The following is a 19,639-nucleotide window of genomic DNA, read 5'->3' as shown; positions in this document are numbered from 1 at the left end:
TGCGAATGAGGGTCGGAGGCGATCTGCCCTATGCCTGGCGGCGCCAGGGCATCAGCAGCCGTTCGATCTTGCCGACAAGCCAGGTGAGAACCAGCGCGAGCACGATCGTCACGACGAGCGCGGCGAAGACCTTGGGGATGATGTAGAGCGACCCGGCCTTGAAGATGGCGTGTCCCAGCCCCTCGGACGACGACATGAACTCGCCGACGATGGCGCCGATCAACGCGAAGCCGACCGTCAGCTTCAGCCCCGCAAAGATATCGGTGAGCGACGCCGGGATCACGAGCTTCCGGAAGATCTGGAATTTCGACGCGCCCAGGGTCTTCATGAGATTGATCTGGTCGCCATCGACGCCGACCGCGCCCTTGTAGGACGTCACCAGCGCGACGATCACCACCGACAGGGTCGACATCGCAACCTTCGAGACCAGTCCGGTGCCGAACCAGATGATCACGATGGGTGCGAGCGCGATGATGGGGATCGAGCCGAGTGCGATGACGAATGGTTCGACGACCCGGGACACGAAACGCGAATACCAGAGCGACAGGCCGAGCAAGGTGCCGACCAGGTTGCCCATGAAGAAGCCGAGCAGGGTCTCCATGCCGGTGACAGCCGCATCGCGCCACAGGCTGCCGTCCTGCGCCATCTGCATCAGGAAGCCCGCGATCGCCGACGGCGATCCGAACATGAAGGCGGCCGGGCTGCCCTTCGGCGTGGCGCGTTCCCACAAGACAAGGCAAGCGGCCAGAACGAGAATTTGGGTCGCCAGTACGGCGATGCCGAAGCGCAAGCGCGTCCACTTCGCACGGGCCACCGGAGAGGGACCGCTTCCGGCAGGCTTCGATGCGTCAACCATGCTGGTCCCGATATCCGTCGTCATTGGATCGCGACGTCGAGATCGGCCCAGATCCGCCGGACGTAGCGGCTGAAATCCGGATTTTCGCGCAGCGAGATGACGTCGGCGCGATCAGATCCAAGGTCGGTTTCATAAGCCGCCTTCACCGCAGTCGGCCGCCGCGTCAGCACGATGACGCGATCCGCGATCGAAACCGCCTCCTCGATGTCATGGGTGATGAGCAGCATCGAGCGTCCGCCTTTGCGGACCAGACCGACCATGTCATTCTCGATCAGCAGCTTGGTCTGAAAATCGAGTGCGGCGAACGGCTCGTCCAGCAGCAGCACGTCCGGATCATTCACCAGCGTGCGCGCGAGCGCAACCCGCTGCCGCATGCCGCCCGACAACGTCGCCGGATAGTGGTCTGCGAACCCATGCAGTCCTAGCTGGTCGAGCATGGCCCGGCTGCGGTCTTCGGCCTCGGCAGCAGCAACGCCGCGGATCTCCAGGCCAAGCATGGTGTTGGCGAGCGCCGTACGCCACGGGAACAGGAGATCCTTCTGCAGCATGTAGCCGACGTTCTGCGGTTGACCGACGACCTGCCTTCCGTGCCAGCGGATGCGCCCGGCATCCGGCGCCAGCAGACCGCAGAGCGTGTTGAGCAATGTGGTCTTGCCGCAGCCGGAGGGACCGACGATGCTTACGATCTCCCCCTTGCGCAGCGTCAGGCTGAGATCGGCAATGACAGGCACGACCTGGCCGTTGAAGTCGTAGCCTTTGGCGACGTGCTCGACGACGAGCGGGAGGACGGTGCCGTTCACGGCCTCGCCCTCACCAGGCCTTGCGGATGTGGCAGCCTCAACGCTCATTTCAGGCTGGCAATCGCCTTTTCGGCAAACGAATTGTCGATGATCTGATCGAACGGGACCGATCCCTTGGCGTTGCCGAGGTAGATCTGCATGTCCATCAGGTTCTTCCACTGATCCTGCTTGGTGATGACCGACTGCGCCGGGATGAGATATTTCAGCTCGGCGTCGATCGCCTTGTCGACGACTTCGCCGGGAAGATCGGGGAATTCCTTGCGAGCGACCTCCTTGGCAAAGGCGGGATCGGCGTAGGTCTTGCGCGAGGCTTCCTCGAAGGACGTCACCAGCGCCTGCACCATTGCAGGGTCCTTCTGGATCGTCGAGGGCAGCACCATGATGCCGGTGTTGCAGAACGGCCCGACATAGTTCGAGAAGTCGAACACGACCTTGGCGCCTTGCGCCTCGGCGGCGGAGACGCTCGGCTGATAGGCGACCGCCATGTCGGCTTGGCCTGCCAGCATCGCCGCGATCTCGGTGCCGGGATTGACCGGAACGATGGTGGCGTCGGTGCCGAGCTTCAGGCCGGCTTTCTCCAGCATTCGCTTGGTGACGCTGAAATTGGTGTTGGGCTCGGGCGACGTGACGATCTTGAGACCCTTGAACTCCTTGGGGTCGGTGATCGGCTTGAGCGTCTTGGACACCCCAAAATAGTGCGCGCGCTGCACGACCGTGCCCACGACGACGCCGGGGCCGCCGTTCTCGCGGGAGATCTGCGCCATGGTCGCATCGCCAATCGCGAAATCCGCAGAGCCACCGAGCACGGCCGCAAAGGTCTGGGTGTCGCCGCCGGCGGCGGTCACCTTCATGTCGAGACCGTTTTTCTTGAAGATGCCGGCATGCATGCCGACGTAAAGGTTGATGTAGCCCAGATTGTGCACGGCCTCGCTGAAGCGGACGGTCTTGAGCTCGGCGGCGGAGGCGATGCGGGATCCCAGCAGCGGGACGGCGGCGATTGCGGAGGAAGCGGCAAGGAAGGTGCGGCGGCTGAGCGCGCGGCTGCGCGGCTGAGCGGGACGAACATGGTCGGTCATGGCGCTGACTTCTCCAGGGAGATGCGGATGGGGCAGCCCAAAGACTAGGCGCCGACTGCTCCGCATCAAGCCGAAATAAGCGACGCGATCTGCTTGCGATTTGGCGCGCCCCTTCAATATGTCACGCCATTGACGCAGAGTGCCAGAGCATAGCCTGAAGACGCGGCTTTGCTGCCCGCCACATCATCGCGCTGCCGAATTCAGCACCGCGCGCGAACGGTTTTCGTCATTTCTGACATTTTGACTGCATAAAAGATTTGCAGGCCGCGCAGCGTATAGTCACGCCCGTCGCGACGGCCGCACGCGACTACGGATTGACGCGCACCGACGAGAAGCGACCGGTCAGCGCCCCTCCGCATTTTTCGGCCGCGATGCGGCTTGCCCGGGTCGGCTCGCGCGGCGTCGCCGGTGCCTGCGAGGGAACTTCGTCCTTCCTGACGCCGCCATCCGCCTTGCGCAGAAGCTCGAACAGATTGTTGACCAATCCGCGCAGACGCAGATTCTCCGATCTCAGATCGTTCATCCGCTGGACGGCCGGAACATCGAGCGTGCCGAAGCTGCGACGCCACCGGTAGAAGGTGCGTTCAGTGATGCCGGCGGTCTTGCAGATTTCCGCAATGGACACCCCGGAACTCGCCTCGGCGAGGAGATGAATGATCTCATTCTCGGTGAATCGGGATCGCCTCATCGCTCTCTCCATCGGCCCGTCATTTGCAGAGGCTCGAACGCCGGCCCCGCGCTGGGCCTGAAGTCAGTATAGCCCAGAGATCGCCGGCGCCTAGAATGTCCGAGGACGATTTTGCCGGTCGCAGCCGTGGCGATCCCCGGCGGATTGCTCCTGGAGCCAACGAGTGCCCTGAACCGCCACGCCTGGAGTTGTCCAATGCAGCGCCGCCACGAGATCCCCGCCACGCCCGAAAACATGGTTTGGGGCTATCTGGACTGCAACACGCCACCTGTGCTGGAAGTCAGCTCCGGCGACAGCGTGACGCTGCACAGCTTTCCGGCCGGGGGAAAAGAGACGCTGCCGGACGATCGGTCGCTTGTTCCCGAAGACTATCTGCTCGCCCTCGACACGATGCAGCCCGGGCCGGGGCCTCACTTCATCACCGGGCCCGTCTATGTGCGCGGGGCCAATGTCGGCGATACGCTCCAGGTCGACATCCTCGACGTGAAGGTGCGCCAGGACTGGGGCTTCGTGTCGATCCTGCCTCTGCTCGGGACGCTGCCCGACGAGTTTACGGATTATGAAACGATCCATCCCGTGATCGACCGCAAGCGCGAGGTCTGCATCATGCCGTGGGGCACGGAGATTCCGCTCGCTCCCTTTTTCGGCATCGTCGCCACCGCGCCGCCACCGAGCTGGGGCCGCTGCGGCTCGCCCGTTCCACGCGCGTTCGGCGGCAACATGGACAACAAGGAGCTGCGGGCCGGCACGACGCTGTATCTACCGGTCTTCAACGAGGGCGCATTGTTCTTCGCCGGCGACGGCCACGGCGTGCAGGGTGATGGTGAAGTCTGCATCACCGCGCTCGAGACCGGCGTGACCGGGACCTTCCGTCTGACCGTGCGCAAGGACATGGATATCAAATGGCCCTTTGCCGAGAGCGCGACACATCTCATGTCGATCGGCCTCGACGAGGATCTCGACGATGCCGCCAAGCAAGCGGTCCGGGAAATGGTCAAGCATGTCTGCGCACGGACCAACCGAACGCGCAACGAGGCCTACATGCTGTGCTCGCTGGCCGGCAATCTGCGCGTCACGCAGCTCGTCGACGGCAACAAGGGAATCCACATGCTGTTGCCAAAGGCGCTGCTGTAGCGGCTCGTCCAGGCGCCGGATATCGATCCCAAACACGGCTATCGCCGGCGCGGCCCGCCATGCGTTGACGCCGGCTTGACCTTTGCCGCTTATGTAACATATAAAGTTACATGAAACGAGATAGCCGCTTGTCCGGCGTGTTGCACGTGCTGTTGCACATGGCGCAGCAGCCCGGCCCCTTCACGTCCGAGACCCTGGCGAAGGCGATGGACACCAACCCGGTGGTGATCCGCCGCATCATGGCGGGCCTGCGGGACCTCAATTACGTCCGCTCCGAGAAGGGGCACGGCGGCGGCTGGACGCTGGCTTGCGATCTTTCAAAGGTGACGTTGCGCGACGTCTACACCGCGCTCGGCAGTCCCTCGCTTCTGGCCATGGGCAACCGGACGGAGGCGCCCGGCTGCCTCGTCGAGCAGGCCGTCAACGCCGCGCTCGATCAGGCCTTCGACGATGCGGAGGCGTTGCTGCTGTCGCGCCTCGGCGAAGTCACGCTGGCGATGCTGGGCGACGATCTGCGCAAGCGCCTCGGTTCGCGCAAGCTTCAAGGCATGAGCGCGCATCACGCGTGATGAACTCCAGTCAGAAGGGCGACATCGTGACCGACATTCAAACCGCTTTCTCCGATCCGCAAATGGTGGCGAACTACACGCAAGGGCCACCGCGGTTCGTTCCGGGCTACAATTCCATGCTGGCCATGGCGGCCATCCTTCTGGCCGAGCGGGCACAGGAAGATGCACGAATACTCGTGCTTGGCGCGGGCGGCGGCCTCGAATTGCAGGCCTTTGCGCAGGCCCGGCCGCGCTGGACCTTCGATGGCGTGGATCCATCCGCAGCGATGCTCGATCTTGCGAAGCAAACGCTGGGGCGGCTTGCGTCGCGCGCGCGTCTGCACCAGGGCTATGTCGACGATGCACCCGCCGAGCCGTTCGACGGCGCGACGTGCTTGTTGACCCTGCATTTCGTCGATGTCGAGGAACGGCATCGCATAGCGTCCGAAATCCGCCGCCGCCTCAAGCCTGGCGCGCCGTTCGTGACAGCCCATTTCAGCATCCCCGGCGGCGACGTTGAACGACCGCTCTGGTTGTCGCGATATTCCGCCTTTCTCGCCGCATCGGGAGTCGAGCCCGACAAGGCGGCCGCCGCGCGAAAGGCAGTCGACGGGCAGTTGAGCATTCTGGCGCCGGAGCAGGACGAAGCGATCTTGCGGGACGCAGGCTTCTCCGATCCAACCCTGTTCTACACCGGCTTTACTTTTCGTGGCTGGGTGGCCTACGCCTGAGGCACGCTCACCGATCCACGGGCACGCCCGGCCCGAAATGATATCTGCTCGAAAAGAACACCAGCGGCGTGGTGTCGCGATAGTCGCAGGTCGAGACTTCGGCGATGATCAGCGTGTGGTCGCTGACGTCGATTTGACGTGTGACCTCGCAGGCGAACCAGGCGATGCAGCCCTGGAGGTGCGGCAGGCCGTCGACGATGTCGTAATCCGGTGTCGCGCCGGTATTCGGCTGGCTGGCGAAATGCCGCGACAGGTCGCGCCCGTGGTCCGGCAGCACGTTGACGCAGTAACGGCCGGTCGCGGAGATCGCACGGTGCATGCGGCCCGGCATGACGGAGACCAGCACGGTCGGCGGTGACAGGCTGACGGTGACGAAGCTGTTCGCGGTCATGCCGCAGACGCGGCCGTGCTCGTCCAGCGCGGTCAGCACCGCGACGCCGGTCGCAAAGCGCGACGCGGCCTCGCGAAATGACGCCGGATTGGCGCGCTGCATCTCACTCTCCGCTCGCATCTGAAATCACGCAATCGCCCTGACGGGCTCAGGTGGCGCCGACATGCGCTCGATCCAGGCCTGGATGCGCTGCGGCGTGGAGATGCGGTCCCACTGGCGGTCAGGATAGTTGAAGTTCTCGGTAAACTCGTTCGCCAGCGCCGGGTTCTGGCTCATCGCGCCGATCAGCATGCCCAGCGCTTCCGTCGGCGGCTGCAGCATCACATTGGTCCAGCGCGAGGCCGCCAGCACGCGGTCCTGCCGCTTCAGGTCGATTGTCTCGCACAGGCGCGCATCACACGCATCGGCGTTGACGATCTCCTCTCCGAGCACGAAGGCCGCATAGGAGGCGACGTTGGCGCCCTGGCCCATCATGGGATCGACGATGGCATGGACGTCGCCGAGCGCGATCGCGCATTTGCCGTCGTCGAATTCGACCATGGTGTTGCGCACCGTGGGGACCACGCCGCCCTGCAGGAGATCCTGCGGCTGCGCCAGATCGAAGCGCGCGGTGTCGATGCGGTCGTAGGTGGTCGGGTGGTGTTTCTCCAGCTTGCCGAGCAACACCTTCAGGAAGTGCTTCGGATTGTCGTCGTAGCTCAGCGTCGCCAGTTCCTCCATGTCGCCGCCCGGCACGTTCTCCATCAGCAGGGCGTTGGCGATACCGCCGAAGGTAACGGTCGGGATCATGATCATCTCGCCATGGCCGGGCGAGACCGAGAGCGTGACATTCATCGGATCGGGCTGCCGCACGCCGGTGTAGAGCCCGACGCAGAGGCGCCGCTGCGGCTGCGAATAGGGTGTGTGCTCCGGACGGTAAGTGAAGAGCTGGCCCAACGGCCCTTTGCCGGTCGACACCACGAGCAGGTCGAAGCGCGCGACCAGGGGGCGGATGTCGCGCTCCTCGATGCGGCGGTATTCGATCTTGCCCCCGCGCTTCGTGAAATCCTGCATCAGCGCTGGAAGATACAGCCGGTAGTCGACGGCGCGACTTGCCTTCGAGAAGTCGCCGCGAAAGCGTAGCGGCTCCGGGAAATTGAAGACGTGATCGTGGTAATAATAATGATCCTTCGGATCGGTCCAGTGATTGACGCCGAGATAGTCCTCGCGTGCGATCGTCACGTGGTGATGCGCGACGGTGTTGAGCAGCCGCATGTCGCGATACTCCTCCGGCGGCCGGTCGGTGATGATGGTGGCGTCGACGCCGTGCTTCTGCAGGTAGAGCGCAAGATGCAGGCCTGCGATTCCCGCGCCGACAATTCCGATATGGCGTGCCACGTGGTCCCTCCCTGTGATTGCTTGTTTTGAGGCAGCCTAGCGACCCGCGATGTTGCGCACTACGGAATAAATGGGATATAATTTATTCCAGATTGGAATTAATTATGGACCGGATCGATTGCCTGCGCGCTTTCGTTCGCACCCTCGAGGGTGGCAGCTTTTCGGCTGCGGCGAAGGAGCTCGGCATCGGCCAGCCCGCGGTCAGCAAGCGCATCGCGATGCTGGAAAGCGAATTCGGCACGCAGTTGTTCTCGCGCACGACGCGGACGCTGAAGCCGACGGCCGAGGCGCACCGGATCTACGATCTCGCGCGGCAGATCCTCGACAATTTCGACATGGCGCGGTCGAGCGTCGAGCAGGCTGCGCCCCGTCCCACCGGCACGCTGCGGATCGGCGTGCCGTCGTCGTTCGGGCGGCGCTACATGATGCCCGTGATCGCCGAGTACGTGCGGAATTATCCGGAGGTGCGAGTCGATATCCGCTTCAGCGAACGGTTCGTCAATCTGGTGGAAGAAGGCATCGAGCTGGCGCTGCGGATCGGAAACCTGGAGGCGAGCACGCTGGTCGCCCGCCGGCTTGGCACCGTGCAGCGCTACTTGGTCGCGACGCCGACCTATCTGCATGGCCGACCGCTGCCGCGCACACCTGACGATCTTGGCTCGCACCAGTGCATCGTCTATTCCAGGATGTCGCCGGCGCACCAATGGGCCTTCGAGTCCGAGCATGGCCGTCACGTCGCGTCGATCAACGGCCCCATTCATGTCGACGACGCCGATGCGATGCAGGAGGCGACGATGCAGCATCTCGGCATTGCCATCCTGCCCGACTGGAATGCCGCGGACGGTCTGCGCAGCGGCGAGCTCGAGCATGTGCTGCCGGACTACAGCATCGCCGCACTGCCCCTGCACGCGGTCTATCCGGAGACGCACTGGATGTCGCTGCGCGCGCGCAGCTTCCTGGATCTCCTGGTCGCGCGCGCCGGGCATTTTGCGCCCGCCCCGGCGCATACCCGCACCGCCGGCGCCGGCGGTTGACGCCGTCCCGGCCATCATTAAATGACGTCCATGAAAAGATCGGATTTCTGTCCTTCGGACATTGGACGCCCTCGCCGCAATCGCAGACCCGCTCGGCGGCGGACACGCTGCTGCAATCGATCGAGCTTGCGGTCGCGGCGGAGCAGTTAGGGGCCGACGGCGCCTATTTCCGCGTGCATCATTTCGCCCGCCAACTCGCCTCGCCCTTCCCGCTGCTCGCGGCCGTCGGGGCCAGGACCAGCACGATCGAGATCGGCACGGCCGTGATCGACATGCGCTACGAGAACCCGCTCTACATGGTGGAGGATGCAGGCAGCGCCGACCTCATCGCCGGCGGCAGGCTCCAGCTCGGCATCAGCCGCGGCTCGCCCGAGCAGGTGATCGACGGCTGGCGCTATTTCGGCTATCGCCCGGCCGAGGGCCAGAGCGATGCCGACATGGGCCGGCGCCATGCGGAAGTGTTCCTCGACATGTTGCGCGGCGAGGGTTTTGCGGAGCCGAATCCGCAGCCGATGTTTCCGAACCCGCCGGGGCTGTTGCGCCTCGAGCCGCATGCCGCCGGCCTGCGTGACCGGATCTGGTGGGGCGCCGGCTCGAACGCCACGGCGGTGTGGGCGGCAAAGCACGGGATGAATTTGCAGAGCTCGACGTTGAAGAACGACGAGACCGGCGAAGCCTTCCATGTGCAGCAGGCCGCCCAGATCCGCGCCTATCGCGCCGCCTGGAAGGAAGCCGGCCACAGCCGTGAGCCGCGCGTGTCCGTCAGCCGCAGCATCTTCGCGCTGATGAACGACCGCGACCGCGCCTATTTCGGCGGCGAGCGCGGTGGCGAAGACCAGATCGGCTTCATCGATCCGCAGACGCGCGCGATCTTCGGCCGGAGTTATGCGGCCGAACCGGATGCGCTGATCGCGCAGCTCCGCCAGGACGAGGCGATCGCCGAGGCCGATACGCTGCTGCTGACCATCCCGAACCAGTTAGGGGTGGATTATTGCGCGCACGCGATCGAGGCGATCCTGAAGCACGTCGCTCCGGCGCTGGGGTGGCGGTGAGGTGCTACGCTGCACGACCTTTGGTCGTGATTGACTTCAGCTACCACCCTGTCCAATATTGTCCCCGGGGACGATTGGAAGCAATTTGGGGCTGGAATGCGCGGGTTGGTGGGAATCTTTGTCGTGGCCACGTTGCTTGCGGGGTGCGCATCGGGGCAGTTAGGTGACGCGGCTCTGACTGACAACGTCAAGTCAAATACTGCACGCTTGGTGGTCTATCGCTCGTCGGCCCTCGGATTTGCGGTCATGCCCAATTACGCCGTCGATGGGCGCGTGATTGGCGGCAGCCAGGCCGCGGGGTTTGTCTCGTGCGACCTTCCTCCGGGCCGCCACGAGGTCGCCGTCAACAATCTTCCTCTGAGTACCAATCTGTTCGGGCAAGGAAGCGAGAAGGTCAGCCTGGATCTGCGCGCCGGCAGCACCACCTATCTTTCCGCCCAGCCGCAGATGGGAATCGTGACGCCCGGCGCGGTCACGCTGATCCAGGTCACCGAAGGCCAGGGCCGCGCCGACGTCGCCAGTTTGCGTCAGAGCAACGGCTCGTGCGGCAAGGCCTGATCGGGCAGTTCCACCATCTATACGCGGATGAAGCGGCTTGTCCTGAAAACGATCCTGCGTCTCGGCCGCTACGCCGTGCTTCCGGCCGTCGTGCTGGCCTGCGTGATTCTGGCCGTTTGGCTGATGGCGATGGATCGCTACACGATCACCACGTTGGTCACGGCACCGGTCGTGTTCTCGATCTTCTTGGGCGCGTTGGCACTCGCGATCGGCCTCCTGCTCCTGCCCTCGCGCAAGCATCGGGATTTTGAGGCCGACGAGGCGAACGCTCCAGGCCTTTGGGCGATGTGGAAGGAGCTCGATCACAGCTTCGCCCGGTCGCGCCGCACCCTGCTGATCGACACCGAGTTCAATGCCTCGATCGGCGAAGTGAGACGATACGCCGGACTGTTCGGGCAACGGGTCACGATGACCGTCGGCTTGCCGATGCTCATCGTCCTGGACGAGCGCGCGGTTCGCGCCGTCGTGGCCCATGAGGTGGCGCATGCCAGGCTTCGCCACACCTCGGGAAGCATCAACCTCGCGGATTTCATCGCGGCTTCGGAGAATGTCTTCCTCTACGCCAATCCGGAGTGGACCATCACGGGACGCATCGTGCGGGCCCTACTCCATTCCATGCTCGAATGGCTCGAGAAGGAATATCGCGCGCTATCGCGGGAGAACGAACTTGGCGCCGATCTCGGTGCGGCCGAGCAGGTTGGACGCGCCGAGACGGCGCGTGCCCTTGTGCTGGTCGAAGCTTGCAGAACACGTCTCGCAGATCTCGTGTTCGCTCCTCTCGAGAAAGAGATGCTGGGCGCGATCCACGCGCCAAGCCCGCCCTTCGAGCGGATCGTCAAGCAGCTCGTGGATATCAGGGCGCCGGAACCGATGGCCGCTGCTGCCGTCGCGGGTTTGAGCCGCGAGCATGATCCCGATCTCGACGCACCCGCCCTTCGCTAAGCGGCTCGCCAATCTCGGATACACCGACATTCCCGAGATCGATGGGGTTGAGATCTCATGCATCGACCGGCTGCTCTCGCGCGATGCGGCCGCCGACCTCGCCGCACGTTTCGACCGGGAGTGGCAGAAGAAGGCGCAGGAGTGGGTCAGCATCGGCAGGTGATATCTGCGAGACTGAGCAAACCGGTTCGGCGACGCGAGCCCCAGTTCGTGCAAATCAAGTCGCCGGCTGGTAATGCGCGAGCGGCTCCGGCTCCCGCACGACGACCGCCTGCATCCTGATCCGGCTTCCGATCACGAGCCCCGTCAGCGAGAGCATCAGCCCCAGCGCGGGCGGCGCGAACAGGGCCTCTTCCTGGAACAGGCCGTTGAGCAGCACGACCATGACGCCGAAGCCGGCGAGGCCCTGGGTCAGATATCCCGAGGACGCGTAGAGGCGCCAGGCCTTGAGTGCCATCGCGAAATAGAAGCCGAGCGGCACCAGGGCGGCGATGCCCATCTGGTAGATCAGCACGCCGATCGCGCTCTCCGCCGCGCCATCGATCGTTCCGGCCGCCTGTGCGGCGCTCCAGTCGATCGAGAAATAGCTGTCAGACAAATTTCCGCCGATGCCGAGACCGCGGCCGAGCGGCTTTTCCAAAAGCCGTTCAAGCCGCCCATCAGGCCGATAACGTGATAGTCGCCGATCTGCAGGCCGACACGGATCGCGACGACCGCGAACACCATCAGCGCCAGCAGGCCGAGCACGAGCGTCACCACCGCGCCGAGCAGACGGGTCGAGATCCAGGCCGCGATCACGAACACCACCGTGATGAGTGCGCCCTTGACGCTGCAGACGATCAGGAGCGGCAACGCCGCAAGGGCCAGGAACGGGCGTCCCACCGAAAACAGGAACAGCCCGAAGAAGGCGATGCCGTAGCCGAAGCTGATCGCGCTCATGTTCGGGCCGTGGATGCGCAGGATCTTCGACAGGCCGAACCCTTCGAGCAGCGGCGTGTTCAGGAAGTCGAAGCTGAAGCGGTCCTTGAGGTCGACCGGCACGTTGCCGGTGGCCCGCATCTGCGCTTCCCAGACGCCCGAATGGGTCGCCTTGAGCTCGTCGAAGCCCCAGAACGTGTAGCCGTTGGTGATGGCCAGCCAGATATCGCGGAACGCAAACTCGACATAGCCGCAGATGATGAGAATGACCGCGAGCGTCACCAGGAACGGCGTGGCCCGGACCTCGAAGGTCGCGGCCGTCAGCAGCGAGAGCTGAAACAGGAACAGCGGCAGCACGATGTTGCGCAAGTACACCGACGCCGGTTGCCCGTCCTGGACGAAGCCGATCGCGAAATACAGCCCCACCACCGCGAGGGTGACGACGCCCCAGCGCATGATCCTGACAATTTCGGCCGACTGATTCCTCTGGCCGAACACGTAGAGGCCGAACGTCGTCAGCCACATGACGGAGCAGACGAGGAAATTATAGCCCTTGATGAAATCGAGATCGGACGGGATCGACACCAGCGGCGACAGGATCGAGACGAACAGGTTCTGGAAGAACAGGACGAAGATCGCGACGGCCGGCGCGTAGGTCGGAACCGCGAGGACGATGGCGATGGCGACGAGGACTTCGACTGTAAGAGACAGCACCGGGCTCGCCACGTGCAGGAGCGGAACGAAGCCGATCGTCGCTACCGCGATCAGAAGCGTCGGGACCAGGTCGCGCAACGGCGATGGCTCGGACGCACCGGCCTGCACGGTCTGATATCGCGGTGAGGTCCCGCCACTCATCCTTGGCGTCGTCCTTTGGCGTAGCGCGAGAGCCACGATAGCTATGGGATCTGTAAGGATTCGTTAACGATAGCGAACCGGCATCATCGCTTGCCCGGCTTGCTCGCCCCGAGCAGCGCCCGCATCACGCCGGGATCGGGCTTGCCGGTGCTGCTGTCGACCAGGCCGAAACCCTGCGCCAGCTCCCAATGCGTCCAGCCCCAGCAATGCGCCCTGGCATAGGCGGCGACTGACGCCAGCCAGCGCAGGCGGCTGTCGCGGGGCGCGCCGGCTTTCAGGACCCCGAATTCGTTGATGATGAGCGGCCGCGCAAACTTCTGCTGCCATGCGACCGCGGGCTCGAGCCATTGATCGACGCTCGGCTTGTCCCGGGCAATGGCAATCGCGGTGTCGAGCATGCCGAGCGCCTTGGTCGCGCCCCTCGCCTGCAAGTCCCGGCGGAGCATCTGGACGGCGGGATCGCTCGCGCTGATTGGATAGGGCAGATCGATGATGTCGTGCAGCGGATCCTGCGCATCCCAATGGCCCTGATGGGTGAACACCATGGGATCGTAGACGTGGATGGCGTAGACGACGTTCGGATCCGGCAACGGGCGAAATTGCGGAAGCGAGTCTGCGCGCTGCCAGTTGACCGGCCCGACAACGAGCGTGGTCGCGGGGAGCAATTGGCGAACGAAGGCGGCGAGCGATTCGACTTCCTTTTGCCAGCGGTCGGCTTCGACGTCGGGCTCGTTGAGCAGCTCGGCGAAGACGCGATCGGCTGGATAAGACCTGATGACCTGCGCGAGGCCGCTCCAGGCCTCCTCCAGCGCGCGCAATGCCGCGTCGGGATCGTCCTTGTGCAGGCGATTGAAGCGATCGCCGGGATGAAGATCGACCGAAACGGAATAGCCGAGCGTGGTGAGTTGCTTCAGCGCCGTCTCGAGCGCCCGCAGCGTCTCGTCGCGTTCGGCCTTTGCGGCAAAGCGGAGCATCACGCGCTCCGCGGGTACCGGCAGCCGGACATGACTCATGCCCGCCTTGCGGAGTTGCTGCAGCAACTCACGGCTCGGCGGTGCGGACTTCTGACCGTTGATCCAGCCGTCGGTATTGAACCCACGCGACAATGCGGCCAGCCTGTCCGGCGCGACCGTCTGCGGCACAGGCACGCAAGTGTCGGCCGAGGCCGGCGAAGCGAATGAGATCGACAACAGGATCGCGGCGGACAGCAGTCGACCGCGCGAGGCCGTCATCTTCAGACCGCCCGGCTCAATGCGCCGCCGTCGGGATGAGGCGCCGCAGAGCCCGCGGGCGCATGATTGACGACGAGGCCGGTCGGCACAGTGTTGTACCTCGCCAGCGCCGCGGTGACCCGCCGCATCGCCGCCGAACCAAGCTCGCCGGCGCGCGCCACCGGGATGATCAGGTCCGCATGCGCAGCCAGCGCAATGGCGTCGGGTTGCAGGGCGAGATTGCCCGCATGAACGATGATGAGATCGAATTCCGAACGAATGTCGTCGTCCGGCCTTGCATCGGCCTTGCGGCCGGCGCTCAGCAGCTCGTCGATCGACTGAAGTCCCGCGGTGGTCGAGCCATCCTGCCATTCGGTGACAGGCGGCTGGCTGCCTGCGAATTCCGGCTGCAGCCGGATCAGCACGCTCATCATGCCGCGATTGACGGCGGCGCGATTGAGCGAGCGCGCAACGGTGTTGCCGCCGGCGCTCTTGCCGACCGACAGCACAAGGGCGACCTTGCAGCCGCGCACCGGCGCACGATCGATCCGTTCAAGCAGCGGGTGCAGGTAAGCGCCGAGATCGAGCTCGGCCGGTCGCTGCCAGACTGTGCCCGCTCCAGATGCCAGATCGGGAATGCGGGCCCAGACAGGAAGATTCGGCATCGCTTCGGGCGGACGCGGGGCGGGCGCAGAAGGCGGAGCTTGCCGATGGGGAACGTTGATCGCTTCCGCGCGTGCGGGCGCTTGAACAGGCGCTTCCACAGGCTCCGACCCGTCAGGCATGCTTCCCATCGCCGCAACGGCGGCGGTCGAGGTCAACAGCGAGCCGATCGCGAGCGCGGCAAGCAGCAAAGCGAGCGGCGGACGGGTCGAACGCAGCGGCGGGATCGCGGGCGACGCGACCTTGGTCTGCGAGCTCTGCAACTGGCGCTGCTCATTGGTGGTCTTGAACCGCGACAGGAACTGCTCGTAGATATTCTTGTTGGCGTCGGCGTCGCGCTGCAGCTCCTGCAGCTTCACCAGCGCCTGGCCGTCCACCAGCATCTGCGTCTCGATGGCCTTGAGCTGCTTCTCCAGCGCCTTCTGCTGCTCCAGCTGCGACTCGTATTCGGACTTCGCGGTATCGATGTTCTTCTTCCGCTCGACCTCGATCTGCCTGTTGATATCAGCCAGCTGGCTGTAGGAGATCGCAAGATCGGGGTGACGGTCGCCATACACCGCCTTCTTCTGCGCGATCTGGTCATTCAGGGTCGAGCGCTGCGCGCGCAGCATGCTCAACAGGTCCTGCTTCACGGGCCCTTCGACATTGGCCTTGAGATCGCGCTGCACCTGCTCGTAGCGCGCCTTGGCCTCCTCGGTGCGCGCGCGCGCGGCGGAGACCTGCTGGTTGATATCCGTCACCCGCAATTGCTGGGTGGTGGAATCCTTGCCGGCATTGAGGATCTTGTGCTCGAGCCGGAAGGCCGCGACGGCATCTTCCGAAGCGCGCAGGCGCTCGTTCAGCGCCTTCAGCCGGTCCTTGAGCCAGTCGGCCGCCTCATCCGTGGCCTCGGTGCGGACACGGCCCTGGCTCGCGGCGAACGCGTCGGCAATGGCGTTGGCGTAATAGGCGGCCCGGTCCGCGCTGTTGGACGTGAACGAGATGGCGATGACGTAAGTAAGTCCGCGGCGGGAGATGTCGAGGCGGCTGCGGAATTTTTCGAGCAGGCGCGTCATGTCGGTATGACCGCCCGCGATATCCTCGTCGTCCGCGATCTTAAGCTTCTCGATCAGGGGCCGGAGAAAGCCGTCCGATTTGGCGATCTCGATCTGGCTCTGAAGCGCCGCGGCATCCTGGCCGATGCCCGGCAATACGTCCTGATCGGACGTCACGCGCAGCTCGCGGGGATCGACGACGACCAGCGCTGTTGCGGCGTAGCGGACCGGAAGAACCATGAGAACAATGACGCCGAGGGCGAACAGCGCCAGCGCCAGCGTCAGGATACGGCGGCCATTGTCGCGCAGGAAAGCGAGCGCGCCGGAGACGGTCATCGATCCCTTGATCAGCGCAGAGCCATTGCCGTCGGGCTTCGCCGTCGCAGCCCGCGGCGCTTCCCACGAAGCCGCAGGCTCCGTCGGGGCGATGCTTCGCGGAGATGCGCTTCGACCGAACGCCATGGGTTTGAACTCAAAATCAACTGACGGCCCCCGTTCAGAGGCTTGCTACACCGTAAATATCCATGGTTAACCGGCGGTTACGGCTGGCGTGCCGTAGTTAGTGAACAGTTTGTTAACGTCACAGCCACTGAGCGATGCGTAATCGGGACGCCGCCCTCAATAGCCCTATTGCACCTCGATGTTCGCGTCCTTGACCAGCTTGCGCCAACGCTCCTCTTCCTGCCCGACATAGCGATCGAGCTGTTCCGGCGAGCCCCCACCATGATGAGGCCTTCGTTGGCCTCGAGCTTCTTGAAACCACCCGACTGAACGGCTTTCGCGACGGCCTGGTTCAGGCGCGCAATCACGGGAGCGGGTGTCCTGGCCGGCGCGTACAAGCCGTACCACGACTCGGCGGCGTAGCCGAGCACCCCGGCCTCCGCGACGGTCGGCAATTGCGGAAACGCGGTCGAACGCTCGGCGGATGTGACCGCCAGCGCCCGGAGCTGGCCCGCGGCCACCAGCGAGGCCGCGCTCGCCACGGTGGTGAACATCACGTCGATCTGCCCGCCCAAGAGATCGCTGATCGCAGGCGCCGCGCCCTTGTAGGGCACGGCCGTCATCTTGACCTTGGCCATCGCATTGAACAGCTCGCCCGCGAGATGGGCCGAGGTGCCGGTGCCGAACGTCCCGAAATTGAGCTTGCCCGGATTGGCCTTGGCCTCAGCGATCAGATCGGAGATCGAGTTGATCTTCGATAAGGGATTCACGACGACGATGTTGAAGGACCGCGCGATCAGCGAGACCGCCGCGAAATCCTTGTGCGGATCGAACGGCAGCTTGTTGTACAGGCTCGGGTTGACCGCGTGCGCGAAGGTCGCCATCAGCAGCGAATAGCCATCGGGCTCGCTGGTGGCGACGGTCTGGGTTCCGATGATGGTCCCGGCGCCCGGCTTGTTCTCGATGATGACGGCTTTGCCGAGGTCCGTCTGGATTTCCTGCGCTGTCGTTCGCGCAATGATGTCGGTGCCGCCACCGGCCGCGAAGGGCACCACAATCTTGACGATCCTGTCGGGATATTCGGCGCGCGCCGGCTCAACTCCCACGCCCGCGACCACCGGCACGACGGCACAGGCGAGTACGGCGAGATTCAGCCAGCGCCGCACGGCGGAACCCCTGTTGCGAGCGCCGTCGTGATCGATGATTCCGCCAATGGCCATCTGGAGCTCCATCCGATTTTGTTCAGTCATTGAGAACAACCAATCCGTCCGCGGCCTTCACGCCCTGGCCCGCCGGCAGCACGAAAACCGGGTTGATCTCGGCTTCAGCGAGGCGGTCACCGAGTTGCGCAACCATGCGCGAGAAAGCGACGATCGCTTCCGCGAGGGCTTCGACATCGCATTTCGGCCGGCCACGAAAGCCGTCCAGCAACGGCCACGTGACGAGATCGCGCGCCATCGCGCGAGCCTCGGACAAGCCGAGGCCGCCTTCCGGTGGAAGCAGACGCATCGTAGTGTCCTTGAACAGTTCGGCGGAGACGCCGCCCATTCCGAGAAGGATCGCTGTCCCCAAGGGATCGCGATGCATCCCGAGAATGATTTCTACGCCGCCTGAGATCATCTCCTGAACCAGGAAACGCTCGGCTCGCTTGCCGGCCCTGGCCTCGACCTCGTCCGCCATCAAGGTCAGGCGGCCGCCAATCGTATCAGGGCTCAGGTTGACCGCGACGCCGCCGACATCGCTCTTGTGCGCGATCTCGCGCGAGAGAATCTTGAGCACGACCCGGCCACCGAGGTCGCGCGCCGCCTGCTCCGCTTCGCTTGACGTTGCGACCACCTTCTCGAGCACGACGGGAACGCCGAAACGGGCGAACAGCGCCTTGGCCTGTGCCTCATCCAGCGATCCCGCCGGGAAGTCGCTGATATCCGCCACCGGCTCGGTCACGCCGGATGTCCGGACCTGTTCCGGCAATCCGGCCTGCAGGAGCCCGTCGAGCGCAGCAGCGCAGCTCTCGGCGGACGTATAGGCCGGAACGCCTCGCCGGGTGAGGACGGAGACCACATCGGGCGCGTAGGGACTGACATAGGCAATGACGGGCTTGTCGCTCATCGGCAGGCAGTCGTGGATGGCATCGGCCATCAAGGTCGGCGATCCCACGGCCGACGAGCCGACAATAATGGTCAGCGCATCGTAGGAGGGACTTGCAAGCAGGATGCGGATTGCGGCGCGGAGCAGATCCGGCTGCAAACCGGCCAGGGTCACGTCGATCGGATTGCGATCGAGCGTGGCGTGCGATCCCGACTGAAGGCTGCGCAATTGCGCGGACGTCTCGGTGTCAGGGGCGGGTGTTGCAAAGCCGGCCACGCCGAGACTGTCGGACACGATCGTGCCGGCGCCGCCGGTCGAGGTGAGAATCGCCACACGCCTGCCGGACAGCTTGCGCCTCGCCGCAAGGGCCGCGGGAATGTCGAGCAGGTCATCGAACGTCTTGGCGCGGATCACGCCGAGTTGCCGGAACAGGGCGTCGTACATGCGGTCGGAACCCGCAAGCGCCCCGGTGTGCGAGACAGCCGCCTTTGCACCCGCCTCCGATCGCCCGATCTTGAAGGCGACAACGGGTTTGCCGGCGCGGCGCGCCCTGAGGACCGCCTGGCGAAAGCGAGCCGGATTGCGGATCGCCTCGATATAGAGCGCAATAACTCCGGTCGCACTGTCGTCGGCGAGAAAGTCGATGAAATCCGCGAGCTCGAGATCGGCTTCGTTGCTGGTCGACACCAGCTTGGACAGCCCGACCCCGCGCGCCGCGGCGCGCGACAACAGGGCGCCGAGAATGCCGCCGCTTTGCGAGACCAGCCCGATCGCGCCTAGCGGGAAGTGATCCATCGCCAGCGCGCCGGATGCCGACAGCACGATATTGTCGGTGAGATTGACGAGGCCGATCGTGTTCGGCCCGAGAAGGCGCATGGATCCGGCGGCTTCCATCAGTTGCTTCTGGCGCTCGGCGCCGTCCGCGCCGGTCTCGGTGTAGCCGCTAGCAAGAACGATCGCCGCCGCGGCGCCCTTCTCGGACAATTGGCGCACCGCGATATGGGCGCGCTCCGCGCCGAGCAGGACAATGCCGACATCAGGCACTTCAGGCAGCGAAGCGATGTCGGGATAGCAGGTGAGACCGCCGATGTCCGCGACCTTCGGATTGACGGGATAGATCTTGCCCGCAAAGCCGTGCTTCCTGAGATAGGAGACCGGCCGCCCCGCCGTCTTGCCCGGGTCTGCCGACGCACCGATGATGGCGACACTGCGCGGCCGGATCAGGCGTTCTATGGGATCCAT

The 19,639-nt window shown here is 64.7% G+C and carries 20 protein-coding genes; 8 read left to right on the top strand and 12 right to left on the bottom strand.

The window, feature by feature from the left end; translation table 11 throughout:
• Nucleotides 1-28: 28 nt before the first annotated feature.
• From ACQ86E_RS16410 to ACQ86E_RS16395, 4 genes are all read right to left on the bottom strand, one after another.
• Nucleotides 29-856, bottom strand: coding sequence for an ABC transporter permease (locus tag ACQ86E_RS16410; RefSeq protein ID WP_431206254.1), 828 nt, complete (start codon nucleotides 854-856; stop codon nucleotides 29-31).
• 20 nt (nucleotides 857-876) lie between these two features.
• Nucleotides 877-1,704, bottom strand: a complete 828-nt coding sequence (locus ACQ86E_RS16405; RefSeq protein WP_431206253.1) for an ABC transporter ATP-binding protein — start codon at nucleotides 1,702-1,704, stop codon at nucleotides 877-879.
• Nucleotides 1,701-2,732 (bottom strand): ABC transporter substrate-binding protein, encoded by a 1,032-nt coding sequence (locus ACQ86E_RS16400; protein WP_431206252.1) that lies wholly within the window; start codon nucleotides 2,730-2,732, stop codon nucleotides 1,701-1,703. Before ACQ86E_RS16400 ends, ACQ86E_RS16405 begins: the two co-directional genes overlap by 4 nt.
• 307 nt (nucleotides 2,733-3,039) lie before the next feature.
• Nucleotides 3,040-3,420, bottom strand: coding sequence for a transposase (locus ACQ86E_RS16395; RefSeq protein ID WP_431206251.1), 381 nt, complete (start codon nucleotides 3,418-3,420; stop codon nucleotides 3,040-3,042).
• Between the two features lie 195 nt (nucleotides 3,421-3,615).
• Here ACQ86E_RS16395 and ACQ86E_RS16390 point away from each other — a divergent pair, with 195 nt between their 5' ends.
• The 3 genes from ACQ86E_RS16390 (at nucleotide 3,616) to ACQ86E_RS16380 (ending at nucleotide 5,833) form a co-directional block, all read left to right on the top strand.
• Complete coding sequence (locus ACQ86E_RS16390) at nucleotides 3,616-4,554, top strand: acetamidase/formamidase family protein (RefSeq protein WP_431206250.1); 939 nt, start codon at nucleotides 3,616-3,618, stop codon at nucleotides 4,552-4,554.
• Between the two features lie 110 nt (nucleotides 4,555-4,664).
• Nucleotides 4,665-5,123 (top strand): Rrf2 family transcriptional regulator, encoded by a 459-nt coding sequence (locus tag ACQ86E_RS16385; RefSeq protein ID WP_431206249.1) that lies wholly within the window; start codon nucleotides 4,665-4,667, stop codon nucleotides 5,121-5,123.
• Nucleotides 5,123-5,833 carry a class I SAM-dependent methyltransferase gene (locus tag ACQ86E_RS16380; protein WP_431206248.1) on the top strand — a complete coding sequence of 237 codons (711 nt, stop codon included), beginning with the start codon at nucleotides 5,123-5,125 and terminating at the stop codon, nucleotides 5,831-5,833. Before ACQ86E_RS16385 ends, ACQ86E_RS16380 begins: the two co-directional genes overlap by 1 nt.
• Nucleotides 5,834-5,840: 7 nt before the next feature.
• On the opposite strand, the gene styB is transcribed toward ACQ86E_RS16380, so the two are convergent.
• A complete protein-coding gene (gene styB / locus ACQ86E_RS16375) occupies nucleotides 5,841-6,326 on the bottom strand; it encodes a styrene monooxygenase NADH-dependent flavin reductase subunit StyB (protein WP_431206247.1) in 486 nt (161 codons plus the stop codon).
• Between the two features lie 24 nt (nucleotides 6,327-6,350).
• Nucleotides 6,351-7,601 carry a styrene monooxygenase subunit StyA gene (gene styA / locus ACQ86E_RS16370; protein WP_431206246.1) on the bottom strand — a complete coding sequence of 417 codons (1,251 nt, stop codon included), beginning with the start codon at nucleotides 7,599-7,601 and terminating at the stop codon, nucleotides 6,351-6,353.
• 104 nt (nucleotides 7,602-7,705) lie between these two features.
• On the opposite strand from styA, the gene ACQ86E_RS16365 reads away from it, so the two are divergent.
• From ACQ86E_RS16365 to ACQ86E_RS16345, 5 genes are all read left to right on the top strand, one after another.
• Nucleotides 7,706-8,635, top strand: coding sequence for a LysR substrate-binding domain-containing protein (locus ACQ86E_RS16365; protein WP_431206245.1), 930 nt, complete (start codon nucleotides 7,706-7,708; stop codon nucleotides 8,633-8,635).
• Complete coding sequence (locus ACQ86E_RS16360; protein ID WP_431206244.1) at nucleotides 8,632-9,687, top strand: LLM class flavin-dependent oxidoreductase; 1,056 nt, start codon at nucleotides 8,632-8,634, stop codon at nucleotides 9,685-9,687. Before ACQ86E_RS16365 ends, ACQ86E_RS16360 begins: the two co-directional genes overlap by 4 nt.
• Before the next feature lie 123 nt (nucleotides 9,688-9,810).
• Nucleotides 9,811-10,245, top strand: coding sequence for a DUF2846 domain-containing protein (locus ACQ86E_RS16355; protein ID WP_431206243.1), 435 nt, complete (start codon nucleotides 9,811-9,813; stop codon nucleotides 10,243-10,245).
• Between the two features lie 27 nt (nucleotides 10,246-10,272).
• Complete coding sequence (locus ACQ86E_RS16350; protein ID WP_431206242.1) at nucleotides 10,273-11,187, top strand: M48 family metallopeptidase; 915 nt, start codon at nucleotides 10,273-10,275, stop codon at nucleotides 11,185-11,187.
• The gene (locus ACQ86E_RS16345; RefSeq protein WP_431206241.1) at nucleotides 11,153-11,350 is read left to right on the top strand and encodes a hypothetical protein; all 198 of its coding nucleotides are present in this window, start codon (nucleotides 11,153-11,155) and stop codon (nucleotides 11,348-11,350) included. Before ACQ86E_RS16350 ends, ACQ86E_RS16345 begins: the two co-directional genes overlap by 35 nt.
• 54 nt (nucleotides 11,351-11,404) lie before the next feature.
• On the opposite strand, the gene ACQ86E_RS16340 is transcribed toward ACQ86E_RS16345, so the two are convergent.
• The 6 genes from ACQ86E_RS16340 to ACQ86E_RS16315 all read right to left on the bottom strand — a co-directional run bounded on the left by ACQ86E_RS16340 (nucleotide 11,405) and on the right by ACQ86E_RS16315 (nucleotide 19,639).
• On the bottom strand, nucleotides 11,405-11,701 hold the full coding sequence (locus ACQ86E_RS16340) for a hypothetical protein (RefSeq protein WP_431206240.1): 297 nt from the start codon (nucleotides 11,699-11,701) through the stop codon (nucleotides 11,405-11,407).
• Nucleotides 11,695-12,897, bottom strand: coding sequence for a hypothetical protein (locus ACQ86E_RS16335; RefSeq protein WP_431206239.1), 1,203 nt, complete (start codon nucleotides 12,895-12,897; stop codon nucleotides 11,695-11,697). The genes ACQ86E_RS16340 and ACQ86E_RS16335 overlap by 7 nt, the downstream gene beginning before the upstream one ends.
• 146 nt (nucleotides 12,898-13,043) lie before the next feature.
• The gene (locus ACQ86E_RS16330) at nucleotides 13,044-14,192 is read right to left on the bottom strand and encodes a glycoside hydrolase family 5 protein (RefSeq protein ID WP_431206238.1); all 1,149 of its coding nucleotides are present in this window, start codon (nucleotides 14,190-14,192) and stop codon (nucleotides 13,044-13,046) included.
• 2 nt (nucleotides 14,193-14,194) lie between these two features.
• A complete protein-coding gene (locus tag ACQ86E_RS16325; protein ID WP_431206237.1) occupies nucleotides 14,195-16,330 on the bottom strand; it encodes a GumC family protein in 2,136 nt (711 codons plus the stop codon).
• 77 nt (nucleotides 16,331-16,407) lie between these two features.
• A complete protein-coding gene (locus ACQ86E_RS16320) occupies nucleotides 16,408-17,529 on the bottom strand; it encodes a tripartite tricarboxylate transporter substrate binding protein (RefSeq protein ID WP_431206236.1) in 1,122 nt (373 codons plus the stop codon).
• Nucleotides 17,530-17,551: 22 nt separating this feature from the next.
• On the bottom strand, nucleotides 17,552-19,639 hold the full coding sequence (locus tag ACQ86E_RS16315) for an acetate--CoA ligase family protein (protein WP_431206235.1): 2,088 nt from the start codon (nucleotides 19,637-19,639) through the stop codon (nucleotides 17,552-17,554).

This window comes from Bradyrhizobium betae, from assembly GCF_050632175.1.
Taxonomy (GTDB): domain Bacteria; phylum Pseudomonadota; class Alphaproteobacteria; order Rhizobiales; family Xanthobacteraceae; genus Bradyrhizobium; species Bradyrhizobium betae_B.
The sequence above is the reverse complement of the archived record's forward strand: the minus strand, read 5'-3'. Positions and strand labels throughout refer to the sequence as shown.